Annotated in this window: 11 protein-coding genes; 3 read left to right on the top strand and 8 right to left on the bottom strand. The window is 71.2% G+C overall.

Features of this window, described 5'->3' with window-relative positions; all coding sequences use genetic code 11:
- Positions 1–15: 15 nt before the first annotated feature.
- The 5 genes from ASG32_RS17265 to ugpC all read right to left on the bottom strand — a co-directional run bounded on the left by ASG32_RS17265 (position 16) and on the right by ugpC (position 6,199).
- Entirely contained in the window at positions 16–1,644 is a 1,629-nt protein-coding gene (locus ASG32_RS17265; RefSeq protein WP_056529269.1) for a dihydroxyacetone kinase subunit DhaK, read from the bottom strand.
- A gap of 194 nt (positions 1,645–1,838) precedes the next feature.
- On the bottom strand, positions 1,839–2,684 hold the full coding sequence (locus ASG32_RS17260) for a carbohydrate ABC transporter permease (protein ID WP_234082978.1): 846 nt from the start codon (positions 2,682–2,684) through the stop codon (positions 1,839–1,841).
- Positions 2,685–2,773: 89 nt separating this feature from the next.
- Positions 2,774–3,730, bottom strand: coding sequence for a sugar ABC transporter permease (locus ASG32_RS17255; protein ID WP_056528479.1), 957 nt, complete (start codon positions 3,728–3,730; stop codon positions 2,774–2,776).
- A 23-nt stretch (positions 3,731–3,753) separates the two neighbouring features.
- The gene (locus ASG32_RS17250; RefSeq protein WP_020091915.1) at positions 3,754–5,064 is read right to left on the bottom strand and encodes an extracellular solute-binding protein; all 1,311 of its coding nucleotides are present in this window, start codon (positions 5,062–5,064) and stop codon (positions 3,754–3,756) included.
- A gap of 73 nt (positions 5,065–5,137) precedes the next feature.
- Complete coding sequence (ugpC, locus tag ASG32_RS17245) at positions 5,138–6,199, bottom strand: sn-glycerol-3-phosphate ABC transporter ATP-binding protein UgpC (RefSeq protein ID WP_056528476.1); 1,062 nt, start codon at positions 6,197–6,199, stop codon at positions 5,138–5,140.
- A gap of 289 nt (positions 6,200–6,488) precedes the next feature.
- On the opposite strand from ugpC, the gene ASG32_RS17240 reads away from it, so the two are divergent.
- Genes ASG32_RS17240 through ASG32_RS17230 form a run of 3 tightly spaced genes read left to right on the top strand, consistent with a single transcriptional unit; the run spans position 6,489 to position 9,379 of the window.
- Positions 6,489–7,682: a fumarylacetoacetate hydrolase family protein gene (locus tag ASG32_RS17240; protein ID WP_056528473.1), complete on the top strand. Its 1,194-nt coding sequence runs from the start codon at positions 6,489–6,491 to the stop codon at positions 7,680–7,682.
- A gap of 37 nt (positions 7,683–7,719) precedes the next feature.
- The gene (locus ASG32_RS17235) at positions 7,720–9,087 is read left to right on the top strand and encodes an FAD-binding oxidoreductase (protein ID WP_244492012.1); all 1,368 of its coding nucleotides are present in this window, start codon (positions 7,720–7,722) and stop codon (positions 9,085–9,087) included.
- 10 nt (positions 9,088–9,097) lie between these two features.
- The gene (locus ASG32_RS17230) at positions 9,098–9,379 is read left to right on the top strand and encodes a DUF167 family protein (protein WP_056528470.1); all 282 of its coding nucleotides are present in this window, start codon (positions 9,098–9,100) and stop codon (positions 9,377–9,379) included.
- Positions 9,380–9,555: 176 nt separating this feature from the next.
- Here ASG32_RS17230 and ASG32_RS17225 read toward each other — a convergent pair whose 3' ends face one another.
- The 3 genes from ASG32_RS17225 to ASG32_RS17215 are packed head-to-tail and all read right to left on the bottom strand — an operon-like array spanning position 9,556 to position 13,966.
- Positions 9,556–10,485, bottom strand: coding sequence for a 3-keto-5-aminohexanoate cleavage protein (locus tag ASG32_RS17225; RefSeq protein ID WP_056528467.1), 930 nt, complete (start codon positions 10,483–10,485; stop codon positions 9,556–9,558).
- Positions 10,486–10,487: 2 nt separating this feature from the next.
- A complete protein-coding gene (locus ASG32_RS17220; RefSeq protein ID WP_056528464.1) occupies positions 10,488–11,411 on the bottom strand; it encodes a 3-hydroxyacyl-CoA dehydrogenase in 924 nt (307 codons plus the stop codon).
- Entirely contained in the window at positions 11,408–13,966 is a 2,559-nt protein-coding gene (locus ASG32_RS17215; RefSeq protein WP_056528462.1) for a branched-chain amino acid ABC transporter ATP-binding protein/permease, read from the bottom strand. The genes ASG32_RS17220 and ASG32_RS17215 overlap by 4 nt, the downstream gene beginning before the upstream one ends.
- Between the last annotated feature and the right edge of the window lie 13 nt (positions 13,967–13,979).

Below are 13,979 nucleotides of genomic sequence, written 5' to 3'. Positions count from 1 at the left end.
GACGGCGCGCGGCGCCTACGCCCCGGCCAGGGCCGCGAACGCCGCCGCGACGCCGGCGGCGCCGGGATCCTGGACACCGGCGAGGTCCCCGGCGGCCAGGTAGCTGGAGCGGCCCGCGCCGGCGCGATCCATGCCGGCCGTGGCCTCGGCGCCGGCCCGGGCCGCCGCCGCGGCGGCCGCGAGGTCGCCGCCCGTCAGGGCCTCGACGGCGGGGATCAGGGCGTCGAGCAGCGTGCGGTCGCCGGCCCGGGCGCCGCCGTAACCCTGGACGCGCGCCACGCCCTGCCCGAGCGCCTCGGGCCACGCGGCGCCGCCGGTGAGGGCCGAGGCCGTCGCGGCGAAGAAGATCGAGCCGAGCACGCCGCTCGATCCGCCCACCGCGCGCCCGATCCGCTCGGCGAGCGCCCGGCACAGGGCCGCGGGTTCCGCCTGCGGCAGCCGGTCGAGCTCGGCCAGGACGGCCCGCGCCGCGCCCGCGAAGGTCGTGCCGGCATCGCCGTCCCCGACCTTGGCATCGAGGCCGTTCAGGGTGTCCTCGGCCCCGATCAGGGCCTCGGCGACGGCCCGGATCCGGGCGGCGGTGACGGCGTCGTGCGACGGCACGAAGGCCTCGCCCGCGAGTCCCTCGGGCACCGGCCTCAGGATCGGCGGCGCGACCCGCACCGCCGCGGGCCAGGCCGGGACCGGGACGGGCTCCGACAGGGCGCGCTCCAGCGCGTCGTCGAGCGGCAGGACCGACAGCGAGGCACCGTGCATGTCGAGCGCCGTCATCAGCGGCGCGGGCCCGAGCAGCAGGCGGACGCGCCGCCCCAGGTCGGTGGCGAGCACGGCGCGGGTGAGGACCTGCATCTCGAGCGCGGAGGCGGAGCCGAGATTGTTCACGAGCAGCGCCAGCCGGTCCGCACCTTCGACGGCCCGCGCGAGACGCTCGGCCATCAGCTCGGCGAGGTCGCTGGCCTTCGGCAGCGCGATGCGCTCCGCGCCGGGCTCGCCGTGGATGCCGAGGCCGAGCTCGGCCTGTCCCTCCGCCAGCCGCTCGCTCCGCGGCGAGCCGGGGATCGTGCAGGTGGAGACCGCGATGCCGAGCGACTTCGCCGCCCCGGCCGCCCGGCGGGCGAGCGACGCCACGGTCTCGAGCGGTTCCCCGGCCTCCGCGGCGTGACCCGCCACCTTGTGGACGAACAGCGTCCCGGCGACGCCGCGCGGCTGCTTGGCGTCCGGCAGCGCGATGTCGTCCGCGACGATCACGGTCTCGACCCTGTGGCCCAGCGCCCGGGCGCGCTCGGCGGCGAGCCCGAAGTTCAGCCGGTCACCCGCGTAGTTCTTGATGACGAGCAGGCACCCCGCCGGCCCCGTCACCGCGAGGATCCCGGCCAGCACCGCGTCGACGCTCGGCGAGGCGAAGACGTCACCGCAGACAGCGGCGCTGAGCAGGCCCTGTCCCACGAAGCCCGCATGGGCCGGCTCGTGGCCGGAGCCGCCGCCGGAGATGACCGCGACCTTCCCGGGATCCGGAGCGGCGCGGAGGACGACGCGGATGCCCGGGTCGCCCTTGAGCCGTGCCAGGCGTCCGCCGCTCGCGGCGACGAGGCCGTCGACGGCGTCGTTGACCAGGGTGGACCGCGCGTCGATGAAGTGGGCCATGGCGTGACCTTCGATGGGGCCGGTCCGCGATTCGGCGCCCGCGGATCCGCGCGCATTCTCGGCGTCGTCGAGCCCTGCTGGCAACGGTCTCCGTCTTCGCGAGCACAGCGATCCGGCCCGCGCCACGCCGACCGAGGTCCCGCCGCCCCGGCACGCTTCGCTGCGCGCGCGAAGACGACGGTCCTGCCCGTCCCCTATTCCTTCACGGCGCCGGTGAGCGCGGAGACGTAGTACTCGACGAAGAAAGAGTAGAGGATCACCAGCGGCAGCGAGCCGAGCAGCGCCCCGGCCATCAGCGACCCCCACTTGTAGACGTCGCCGTCCACGAACTCGCTCACCACGGCGATGGGCACCGTCTTGTTCTGCGTCGAGGACAGGAAGGTCAGCGCGTAGATGAACTCGTTCCAGCACAAGGTCAGGGAGAAGATCCCGGCGGAGATCAGCCCCGGAAAGGCGAGCGGCAGGATGATCTTGGTGAGGATCTGCCACCGGCTGGCGCCGTCCATCAGCGCGCATTCCTCCAGCTCGTAGGGAATGGTCTTGAAGTATCCCATCAGGAGCCACGTCGAGAACGGGATCAGGATCGTCGGGTAGGCGAGGATCAGGGCGATCGGCGAGTCGAACAGGCCGTAGGCCTGGATGATCGTGGCGAGCGGGATGAACAGGATCGAGGGCGGCACGAGGTAGGCGAGGAAGATCGCCGCCCCGACCCAGCCGGCACCCCGGTAGCGCACGCGGACGCAGGCGTAGGCGGCGAGCACGCTCGCGAACAGCGACAGCACGGTCGCCGCCACCGACACGTACATCGTGTTCCAGAGCCAGCGCGGATACTGCGTCTCGAAGAGGAGCTTGTTGATGTGCTTGAGCGTCGGATCCACGACCCAGAACGGGTTGAACCGCTCCATGTCGATCAGCTGCTCGTCCGGTTTGATGGCCGTCAGCGCCATCCAGTAGAACGGGAACAGCAGCACGGCGAGGATGAGGAGGAGCGGCAGGTAGGTCGTCACGAGCCGCCGGGGCAGGCGCTCGAGATAGGCCATGCCCTCCGAATTGTCCGTGAGCCCGGCGGGCCGCGCCTCCAATACGGCGTTGAGATGCGGATCGGCATGGGCGGGCGGTGCGGGCGCGCTCATCGGTCGTTCCCCCCGGATTGCCAGGCCCTGCGCTGCAGGCCGAACCACGAGATGCCGATGGCCGCGAGCAGGAACGGCACCATGGCGGTGGCGATGGCCGCGCCCTCGCCGAGCGTCCCCGAGAGGATGCCGCGCTGGTACGACAGGGTCGCCATCAGGTGGGTGGCGTTCACCGGGCCGCCGCGCGTCATGGCCCAGATCAGCTGGAAATCGGTGAAGGTGAACAGCACCGAGAAGGTCATCACGACCGCGATGATCGGGGTCAGCAGCGGCAGGGTGATCCGCGAGAAGATCTGCCAGTTGGAGGCGCCGTCCAGCGTCGCGGCCTCGTAGAGCGAGGGCGAGACAGTCTGGAGACCGGCGAGCAGCGTGATGGCGATGAACGGCACGCCCCGCCAGATGTTGGCGAAGATCACGCAGGCCCGCGCCATGGCGGGATCGCCGAGGAAGTCGATGTTGCCGTCGATCACCCCGAGATGGCGCAGCGACCAGGAGATGATCGAGAACTGGCTGTCGAAGATCCACCAGAAGGCGATGGCCGACAGCACGGTCGGCACAACGAACGGGATCAGCACGATCGACCGGATGATCGACTTGAACGGCATGTTCTTGTTGAGCAGCAACGCGAGGTAGAGCCCGACCCCGAACTTCACCACGGACGCCACCGCCGTGTAGAGGCAGGTGTTGAACACCGAGAGCCAGAAGACGTCGTCGTCCCAGAGCCACGCGTAGTTCTCCAGGCCGACGAAGACCCCGTCGCGGCCGATCCGCGCGTTGGTGAAGGACAGCCAGATGCCCTTCAGGAGCGGGTAGGCCAGGAACAGGCCGAGGATCAGCGCCGTCGGGAGCATGAACCAGAACCCCGCCCAGCCCCGGCTCGCTCGGACGCGCTGCCAGGCCGAGCGGGTCGGGATTGCGGCCGGGGCGGGCTGCGTCAGGGCCGTGTGCGCCATCGTCTCGCCTCCGGCGGGTGCGGTCAGGTGTTCCGGAAGATGCGGGTGGCGGCGCGCTCGGCGTTCTTGATGGCGCCCTTCACGTCCTCGCGGCCGGTGCAGTGACTGGCGAACATGTCGACGATCACGAAGTCGGCCAGCACCGCGGCGATCCGCTCGCTCACCGGCGCGAGGCCGCCCGCCGCCAGGGAGCGCCGTCCCGCCTCGGCGAAGACCGCGTTCTTCGGGTCGCTCGTCCAGATCGGGTTCTTCGGATAGTTCGACAGCGGCTCGCAGAGGTAGCCTTGGGCCGCCTCCAGCCAGGGATTGTAGTTCGCCGCCTCCATCATGAAGGCGATGAAGGCCTTACAGGCGTTCGGCGCCTTCGAGTACTTGAAGGCCAGGATCGGGAAGGCGAGCTGGAACTCGGTGGGCTTGCCGACCGGGCCGATCGGCCAGACCGCGTGGTCCATGTCCTCGGCGAGCTTCGGGTTGTCCTTCTTGGCCGCCGCGTAGATCGAGATGCCGTTGTTGGTCAGGTACAGGTCGCCGGCCAGGAAGGCCTTGTTGTTCGAGGAATCGTTCCACGACACCGTGCCGGGCACGAAGGTCTCGTACAGGGACTTGACGTATTCGAGCGCCTTGGCGGTCTCGGGTGAGTTGATGACGATCTTCTCGTTGGCGTCGACGAGGTTGCCGCCGTGCGACCACAGCGCCCAGTGGCACCACGTGTTGCCGTCGCCGGTCGCGTGGCCGAGGGCGAAGCCGGCGGGCGTGTTGTTCTTCTTCAAGCCGCGGCAGAGTTCGAGGAAGCCCGCCGTGTCGGTCGGGAACTTGTCGAACCCGGCCTTCTTCATCGCCGAGATGCGGTAGTTCGGATAGCCGCCGTTGAACGCGACGGGGATCGCGATCCACTTGCCCTTGACCTTGCCGTAGGCCTCGGCCGACGGGAACCAGGGGCCGTATTTCTTGCCGAGGGATTCCGCCACGTCCTCGAGCGGCAGGCATTTGTCGGGAAAGAGTGCCGGGAACGAGAACAGACCCCAGACCATGTCGGGCCCTTGGCCCGTATTGGCGGCGACCGACGCCTTGGGCTGGATGTCGTCGAAGGACTCGTTGGTCACCGTGACCTTGACGCCCGTCGCCTTGGTGAAGGCGTCGACGAGCTTCATGAAGGCCTCGTCCTCGGCCGGCACGAAGCGCTTCCAGCGCAGGAGCGACAGGCTCGCCCCCGGCTCGGGCTTCCACTCCGCGTTCTGCGCCCAGGCCTTGGCGAAGCCGAGGAGGTCGCCGCCGGCGGCGAGGCCTGTCGCTGCGGCACCCGCGAGGAGGGACCGGCGATCGAGAACGGACATCGTTTCTTCTCCCTCGGTGATCGTGATCCTGGAGGCGCCGCGCGCCTCGAATCCGCGCCGGATCCGACGCGGGTCAGCTCGGCAGGCGACGGCCGGTCTCGGCGTCGAAGAAGTGCACGCGGTTCGGCCGCAGGGAGACCGTCTCGCCCGGCCGCTCGCGCACGCGCTCGCGCAGCACGCAGGTGAGGTCCTGGCCCCCGGCCCGCACCGCCAGCATGGTCTCGGAGCCGGTCGGCTCCACGACGACGACCTCCGCGGCGATTCCCTCGGGCGCGAGGTCGAAATGTTCGGGGCGAACCCCCAGGATGAGCGGCCGGCCGTCGACGCCGGAGGGCGCGTCGGCGAGCGGGATCGACAGGCCGGTCTCGGTGGTGAAGGTCAGACGCCCGTTCGCCCGGACCTTGCCGGGCATGAAGTTCATGGCCGGCGAGCCGATGAAGCCGGCGACGAACAGGTTGTCGGGCCGGTCGTAGAGTTCGAGGGGCGGCCCGATCTGCTCCACGACCCCGTCATGCATCACCACGATCCTGTCGGCCATGGTCATGGCCTCGATCTGGTCGTGGGTGACGTAGATCGTCGTCGTCTTCAGGCGCTGGTGCAGCTCCTTGATCTCGGTGCGCATCGCCACGCGGAGCTTGGCGTCGAGGTTGGACAGCGGCTCGTCGAACAGGAAGACCTGCGGGTCGCGCACGATCGCCCGGCCCATGGCGACGCGCTGGCGCTGGCCGCCCGAGAGCTGGCGCGGGTAGCGGTCCAGCAGGGGAGCCAGCCCGAGGATCTGGGCGGCCTTGTTGACCCGGAGATCGATCTCGGAGGCCGGCGCCTTCCGGATCCGCATCGAGAACGCCATGTTCTCGCGGACGGTGAGATGCGGATAGAGGGCGTAGTTCTGGAACACCATGGCGATGTCCCGCTCCTTGGGCGGCACATCGTTCACCACGCGCTCGCCGATGCGGATCTCGCCGCCGGAGATGTTCTCGAGCCCGGCGATCATCCGCAGGAGCGTTGATTTCCCGCAGCCCGACGGGCCGACCAGGATCACGAATTCACCGTCCCGGATATCTACCGACACGCCGTGCAGGACATTCGTCGATCCGAAAGCCTTGCGAACCTCGCGGATTCCCACCGAGGCCATGCTTCCTCCCGATCAAGGCCGCTCTGTCGGCGGCTCTAGGGCAGCAGTACAAATGAGGGTTCGCGGGAAAGCAAGCCGGCCTCCTGGCAAAGCTGCAGATATTCTTGGATCTGTCAGGCGAGCCCCCCGGCGCCCGTGACGGGCGCGGCCCGGTGAAACTTCCGGCGGGATGACGGGCGGCGGGGAATGCTATGGGATCGCGCGCCGGCCGCGGTGCCGGAACCGAGCCCGTCGCGCGCGGGCATTCAGCGGCTGACATCCAAGGCGGACATCCAGGGGACGTGAGCACATGTCGTTATCGGGCCTGACCGCGCGGGAGATCCTGCCCGCCGACGGATGCCGCGGCGCCCTCGTGGGCCGGGTGTGGCGGCCGGACGTGGCCGGTCCGAGCGTCGTGGCGATCCGCGCCGACGCGGACGGCACGGCCCGAATCGTCGACGTCACCGCCGCCTTCCCCACCGTCAGCGACCTATGCGAGGCCCGAGACCCCGCCGCCGCCCTGCGCGGCGCCCAGGGCGAGGACCTCGGCAGCCTCGACGCGGGGCTGGCCAACACGCCGCCCGACGCGCGCGACGCCACCAAGCCCTGGCTCCTGGCCCCGGTCGACCTCCAGGCGCTCAAGGCGGCGGGCGTGACCTTCGCCACGTCCATGCTGGAGCGGGTCATCGAGGAGCGCGCCCGGGGCGACCTCGCCGCCGCTGCGGCGATCCGCGCCGAGGTCGAGCGCCTGGTCGGCCGCGACCTGCGCCGGCTGAAGCCCGGCTCGCCCGAGGCCATGGCCCTGAAGAAGGTGCTCGTCGCGCAGGGCGCCTGGAGCCAGTACCTGGAGGTGGGCATCGGCCCGGACGCCGAGATCTTCACCAAGGCGCAGCCGCTCTCGGCCGTCGGCTGCGGCGCGGATGCGGGCCTGCACCCGGACTCGCACTGGAACAACCCCGAGCCCGAGGTGGCGCTCGCGGTCGCCTCCGACCAGCGCATCGTCGGGGCGACGCTCGCCAACGACGTGAACCTGCGCGACTTCGAGGGCCGGTCGGCGCTGCTCCTCGGGAAGGCCAAGGACAACAACGCCTCCTGCGCCCTGGGGCCGTTCCTGCGCCTGTTCGACGGGACATTCGGCCTCGACGACGTGCGCCGCACGACCGTGACCCTCGAGGTCACCGGCACGGACGGCTTCCGGCTGGAGGGCACCTCGCCGCTCTCCGAGATCAGCCGCGATCCAGAGGAGCTCGCGGACGCGCTGATGGGGCGGACGCACAACTACCCCGATGGCGCCCTCCTCCTCCTCGGCACGATGTTCGCGCCGATCCAGGACCGGCACGGGCCGGGCCTCGGCTTCACCCACGCCGACGGCGACCGCGTCGCGGTGGCGAGCCCGGAGCTCGGCTGCCTCGTCAACCGCATGCGCCCCTGCGACGCCTGCGAGCCCTGGACCTTCGGTGCCCGCGCGCTGATGCGGAACCTCGCCGCGCGCGGGATTCTGTGACAGAGCGGCGACCCGACCGAGCCCCGAGATGATGCCGATGACCGACACCGCCTTCCTCGACCGCCTCGCCGCGATCGTCGGACCGTCCGGTCTCGTCACCGGCGCGGAACTGCGCGGGCGCTCGGCCAACTGGACGCGCCCGACCGAGCCCTGCGCCGCGCTGGCCCTGGTCCGCCCGCGCAGCACCGAGGAGACCGGCGCCGTCATGGCCGCCTGCCACGCGGCGGGCGTCGCGGTGGTCCCGCGGGGCGGCGCCACCGGCCTCGTCGACGGCACGCTCTGCCAGCCCGACGAGATCACCCTGTCGACCGAGCGCATGACCGGCATCGAGCCGGTGGACCCGCTCGGCATGACGGTGGTGGTCGGCACCGGCGCGACCCTCGAGAGCGTGCAGGACGCCGCGTCCGCGGCGGGCCTGTTCTTCCCCCTCGATCTCGGGGCCCGCGGCTCGGCGACGATCGGCGGCGCGATCTCCACCAACGCGGGCGGCCTGCGGGTGCTGCGCTACGGCATGATGCGCGACATGGTGCTCGGCCTGGAGGCGGTGCTCGCCGACGGCACGGTCGTGTCGTCGATGCGGCCGCTCATCAAGAACAACACCGGGCTCGACCTCAAGCAGCTCTTCCTCGGCACCGAGGGCACGATGGGCATCGTCACGCGGGCGGTCATCCGCCTGCGGCCGGAGCCCGCCGGCTACGCGACGGCGCTGATCGCGTGCCCCGGGGTCGACGACGGCGCGCGGGTGCTGCGGGCGGCGCAGAGCGCCTTCCAGGGGCGTGTCTCCTCGTTCGAGGGCCTGTGGCCGGACTTCTACCGGCTGATGACGGCACCCGGGCGCGCGACCCCGCCGCTCGGTCCGGACTACCCGTTCTACGCGATCATCGAGGTCGAGTGCGTCCCCGAGGAATCGGACCGGTTCCTGGGCCTGCTGGAAGGGCTGATGGGCGACGGCACGATCCTCGACGCCGTGGTCGCCGCCTCGGAGGAGCAGCGCCGCGGCATGTGGCGGATCCGCGACCGCGTCGAGCACCTGAACGCCGACGGGATCGACCGGGCCTTCGACGTGAGCGTGCCGCTCGCGCGGATGGACGGCTACGTCCGCGGGGCGCTCGACCGGCTCGCGGCGATCCCGGGCTGCCGGGCGGTCGTCTACGGGCATATCGGCGACAACAACCTCCACTGGAACACCACCCGCCTCGACGCCGCCGGCAACGCGGCGATCGACGCGGCGATCTACGAGCCGCTGGCGGAGCTGAACGGCTCCGTCTCGGCGGAGCACGGGATCGGGCTCGAGAAGCGGGCCAAGCTGAAGCTGTCGCGCTCGCCCGAGGAGATCGCCGTCATGCGGCTCGTGAAGCGGGCGCTCGATCCGGACAACCGGCTGAATCCGGGCAAGATCTTCTGAGGGCTCCGCCGTGGCGATCCGCTTGGCGGTGCGCCTCACGCCGCGCGGGGGCCGCGACGCCGCGGAGGGCTGGGCCCGGGACGAGAAGGGGCAGCCCTACCTGAAGGTCCGCGTCGCCGCCCCGCCGGTCGAGGGCGCGGCCAACGGTGCGCTCGTGGCCCTGATCGCCAAGGCGCTGAAGGTCAGCCGCGGCTCGGTCCGCATCGTGACCGGCGAGCAGAGCCGGCTGAAGATCCTGGAGATCGACGGCGCCGCGCAGGCGGATCTGGATCGCGTGTTCGGTTCACCGTGAGCGGTCGCCTACGTCTTTGCGAGCGCAGCGAAGCAATCCAGTGTTGCGCGACATCGGAGGCCTGAGGCGCGCCTGGATTGCTTCGCTGCGCTCGCAAGGACGGAAGAGCCTGAACGTCAGCCGCTCTCGGACGATGCGTCCCACCTTCCGCGACGCATCGTCCATCGACTGATCGATCAGAACGCGACCTTGTCGCCGCCCTTCAGCGCCAGCATCTCGCGCGCCTCGTCGGGCGAGGCGACCGCGAGGCCCAGCCCCTCGATGATCGCGCGCACCCGCCGGACCTGCGCGGCGTTGGTCTCGGCGAGCTTGCCCGGACCGTTCCAGAGGCTGTCCTCGAGCCCGACGCGGACGTTGCCGCCCATCGCGGCCGCCATGGCGGCGATGTTCATCTGGTTGCGGCCCGCGCCCAGCACCGACCAGCGGTACTGATCGCCGAACAGACGGTCGGCGGTGCGCTTCATGTGCATCACGTCGTCCGGATGCGCGCCGATCCCGCCCTGCAGGCCGAAGACCGTCTGGATGAACAGCGGCGCCTGCACCAGCCCGCGGTCGAAGAAGTATTTCAGGTTGTAGAGATGCGCGGTGTCGTAGCACTCGAACTCGAACTTCGTCCCGTTCGGGCCGCAGGTCGTCAGGATGTGCTCGATCTGGCCGAACGTGTTGCGGAAGATGATGTCCTTGTTGCCGAGATAGTCCCGCTCCCACTGGTGCTTCAGGTCCTTGAAGCGGTCGAGCATGCCGAACAGGCCGAAGTTCATCGAGCCGAGGTTCAGCGAGGCGACCTCCGGCTGGAAGGTCGCGGCCGGGCGCACCCGCTCCTCGATGGACATGGTCGGCGCGCCGCCCGTGGTGATGTTCACCACGCAGTTCGAGCGCTGCTTGATCACCGGCAGGAACTTGGCGAAGGCCTCGGGTGTCTGGTCGGGCTGGCCGTTCTCCGGGTTGCGGGCGTGCAGGTGCACGATGGCGGCGCCGGCCTCGGCGGCGCCGATGGCGGCGTCGGCGATCTCCTCGGGCGTCACGGGCAGGTGCGGCGACATGCTGGGCGTGTGGATCGCGCCCGTCACCGCGCAGGTGATGATGACTTTCCGCTGTGAGGCCATGCTCAGTCCTTCCGTGAAGCCTTGTGGGCGCGGAGCGCCGCCAGCCGCGCGTCGCGGCGGTTCATGCGTGCGGGCAGATCGGTCGGCGGTTGCCACTTGGCCAGGATCGCCTCGGTGGCCGGCGCCTCGTAGACCGCGGGCGGCGCCGGGTCGGCGGCGAGGCTCTTGTAGAAACCGGTGTAGCGCGCGCAGTAATCGGAGATGCCGCCGGGCGCGTTGAGCTCGATCGTCTCGAACGGACCCATGAAGCTCCAGCGCAGGCCGAGGCCGTCCGCCACGGTCTTGTCGAGGTCCTGCGGGGTCACGTAGCCCTCCGAAGCGAGGCGGAACGCCTCCGCCAACAGGGCGCCCTGGAGCCGGTTGAGGATGAAGCCCTCGATCTCCTTCAGCACGGTGATCGGGGCCTGCCCGATCTGCTCGTAAACCTGACGGGCCCGCACCAGTGCCTCGGGCGCCGTCCACGGCGCGCCGGAGATCTCCACCAGCGGGATCAGGTGCGGCGGATTGACCGGATGGCCGACCAAGCAACGGGCCCGACCCGGTAGGTCCTCGGTGAACAAGGAGCAGCGGATCGCCGAGGAGGACGAGGCGATGACGGCCTCCCGCGGCGTCGCGGCGTCGAGGTCCGCGAACAGGCTTCGCTTCACCTCCAGCCGCTCCGGTCCGTTCTCCTGCACGAAGGCGACGCCGTCGAGGGCGGCTGCGAGGGTGCCGGCCGCGCGGATGCGCGCCGCGGCACCCTCGGGATCCGCGCAGAGGTCGTTCGCCGCCAGCGTCCGCAGCCCCTCGGCGCAGAGCGGGATCGCGGCCTCGGCGACGCCCGCCGCGGGGTCGAACAGGCGCACGTCCCAGCCTGCACGGGCGAAGATCATCGCCCAGGCCCGGCCGATCAGGCCGGCGCCGACGATCGCGACGCTCTCGGTCATAGCCACAGCACCTTCCGCCTCAACTCCTGATCCTCGCGCAGGAGACGCGACTTGCCCGTCCACTGCACGCTGCCGCGCTCCAGGGCGACGGTGCGGTCGGACAGCGCCAGGGCGAGGTCGAGGTGGTGGTCCACCAGGATGATCGCGATCTCCCGGCGCAGCCGGTCGAAGGCCTCGAACAGCTCCTCGGTCACGGCCGGCGACAGGCCCTCGAAGGGCTCGTCGAGGAGGAGAAGCCGCGTGTCCCCCGAGAGGGCGCGGGCCACCGCCACCATCTGCTGCTCGCCGCCGGACAGGCGGGCCGCGTCGACGCTCCAGCGCTCCTTCAGGCGCGGGAAGAACTCGAGGACCTTCTCCTCGTCCCAGTGGATGCCGGCGCCGGTGAGCCGCCGCAGCCGGCCGAGGCCCAGATTCTCCGCGACGGTCATGCCGGCGAACAGCGCCCGCCCCTGCGGCACGTAGCCGATCCCGAGCCGGGCGATCCGGTCGGGCGACAGGCCGGCGATGTCCTTGCCGGCGAGCACGATCCGGCCGGTGGCCGGCGGCGCGGTGCCGATCAGGGTCTTGAGCAGAGTCGACTTGCCGGCCCCGTTGCGTCCGAGGAGCGCCACGACCTCGCCCCGGCGCACCGCCAGGTTCACCCCGTTCAGGATGTGCGACTTGCCGTAGAAGGTGTCGACGCCCTCCATGGCGAGCAGCGTCTCGGCCTCGGCGGCGCTGGCGCGAGGCTTCGCGGCGATCGCCGCCGTGCCCGAGCCGAGATAGACCGCCTGCACCCGCTCGTCGTCCCGGGCGTCCGCGACCGAGCCGTCGACCAGCACGGCGCCGTCGGCCATCACGGTGACGCGGTCGGCGAGGCGGAAGACGCGGTCGATGTCGTGCTCGACGAGGAGCACCGGGATGTCGGCCGACAGCGCCTTGATCAGGTCGCCGACCCGCTCGCGCTCGGCCGCCGCGAGCCCGGCGAGGGGCTCGTCGAGCAGCAGCACGCGCGGCCGCGTGGCCAGGGCCAGCCCCATGTCGAGCAGCCGCTGGCCGCCGTAGGACAGGCTGCCGGCCTCGGCCCGCTCGATGCCGGACAGGCCGGTCCAGCGCAGCAGCTCGGCGGTGTCGTCGGCGATCTCCCGGACGGCCAACGCGTCCCGCCAGGGGCTGAAATGCGCGGCGTGCCGGGCCTGCACCGCGAGGCGAACGTTCTCCTCCACGGAGAGGCCCGGGAACAGGTTGGTGATCTGGAACGACCGGCCGATCCCGGCCCGGGTGATGGCGTGCGGCTCCAGGCCGGCGATCTCGCTTCCGTCGAGGCGGATGCTGCCGCCGCTCGGGCGGAACATCCCGGACAGTAGGTTGAAGGCGGTGGTCTTGCCGGCGCCGTTCGGTCCGATCAGGGCGTGGAGCGTCCGGTCGGCGACCGCGAAGGACACGCCGCGCACCGCCTTCACGGGCCCGAAGCTCTTCCGGATCTCGTCGGCGACCAGCACCGGACCGTCGCCGCGCCCCTCGGCGATGAAGCGGGCCGGAACGCGGCCCGAGGCGCCGGCGCGGCGGGCCGACATGGCCGCGCCCTCGGTCGGGACGCGCCGGAACGGTTTCAGCAGCCGCGCCGCGATGCCGACGAGCCCGTCCGGCGAGAACACGATGAAGGCGACGAACAGCAGGCCGAAATACAGCAGCCAATCGGCGGTGTAGATCGACAGGAACTCGCGGAAGAGGATGTAGAACAGCGCGCCGAGCGCCGGCCCGAGGAACGAGCGCATCCCGCCGATCACCACCATGGCGAGCAGCTCGCCCGAGAAGGCGATGGAGATCGGGTCGGCCGAGGTGAAGCGGTGGCTGTAGGCCGCGAGCGCCCCCGCCAGCCCGGTGATCGTCGCCGAGATCACGAAGGCCGCGAGCTTGTAGCGGTTGGTGGCGTAGCCGAGGAATCCCGCGCGCTGCTCGTTCTCGCGGATGGCCACCAGGACGGTGCCCATCGGCGAGCGCCGGAAGCGCCACAGGGCGATCAGGACCGCGAAGGCGATTCCGGACACTGCGGCGTAGTAGGCGCCGGGTTCCTGCAGCGCCGCCCAGCGGTGCAGGTTGCCGATACCGTTCTCGCCACCGGTGAGGTCGGTCCAGCGGAACGCGATGGCGTAGAGCATCGCCGTGAAGGCGAGGGTCAGGAGCGAGAAGTAGACGCCCCGCCGCCGGAGGATCAGGCCGCCGGCGGCGAGGGCCGCGAGCCCGGTGATCGCCAGGGCGCCGAGGAGCGGCAGGGCCATGTCGCCGGGGAAGAGGCGCGTCTGGAGGATCGCCACCGCGTAGGCGCCGATCCCGAACCACGCCCCGTGGCCGAACGAGGTGAGCCCGGTCCAGCCGACCAGGATGTTGAGGCCGAGCACCGCCAGGGCGAAGATCACCACGTCGGTGGCGGTGATCAGCGTCAGGCCGATCGCGTCGAGGGCGAAGGGCAGGACGATCAGGGCGGCGAGCGCCGCCCAGAGCTGGCGGCTCTCGCGCAGGATCAGGCCGCGCTGCGGCAGGGCGAGCGGCAGCGGCTCGGCGGTTCCGGACATGGGACGCTCTCCG

It is taken from the genome of Methylobacterium sp. Leaf361, from assembly GCF_001424445.1.
Taxonomy (GTDB): Bacteria; Pseudomonadota; Alphaproteobacteria; order Rhizobiales; family Beijerinckiaceae; genus Methylobacterium.
This window is presented reverse-complemented; position numbering and strand designations above follow the sequence as displayed.

Coding starts and splice junctions, on each gene's coding strand:
- ASG32_RS17265 (WP_056529269.1), bottom strand. CDS start 1,644: ATGGCCCACTTCATCGACGCGCGGTCCACCCTGGTCAACGACGCCGTC.
- ASG32_RS17260 (WP_234082978.1), bottom strand. CDS start 2,684: ATGGCCTATCTCGAGCGCCTGCCCCGGCGGCTCGTGACGACCTACCTG.
- ASG32_RS17255 (WP_056528479.1), bottom strand. CDS start 3,730: ATGGCGCACACGGCCCTGACGCAGCCCGCCCCGGCCGCAATCCCGACC.
- ASG32_RS17250 (WP_020091915.1), bottom strand. CDS start 5,064: ATGTCCGTTCTCGATCGCCGGTCCCTCCTCGCGGGTGCCGCAGCGACA.
- ugpC (WP_056528476.1), bottom strand. CDS start 6,199: ATGGCCTCGGTGGGAATCCGCGAGGTTCGCAAGGCTTTCGGATCGACG.
- ASG32_RS17240 (WP_056528473.1), top strand. CDS start 6,489: ATGTCGTTATCGGGCCTGACCGCGCGGGAGATCCTGCCCGCCGACGGA.
- ASG32_RS17235 (WP_244492012.1), top strand. CDS start 7,720: ATGACCGACACCGCCTTCCTCGACCGCCTCGCCGCGATCGTCGGACCG.
- ASG32_RS17225 (WP_056528467.1), bottom strand. CDS start 10,485: ATGGCCTCACAGCGGAAAGTCATCATCACCTGCGCGGTGACGGGCGCG.
- ASG32_RS17220 (WP_056528464.1), bottom strand. CDS start 11,411: ATGACCGAGAGCGTCGCGATCGTCGGCGCCGGCCTGATCGGCCGGGCC.
- ASG32_RS17215 (WP_056528462.1), bottom strand. CDS start 13,966: ATGTCCGGAACCGCCGAGCCGCTGCCGCTCGCCCTGCCGCAGCGCGGC.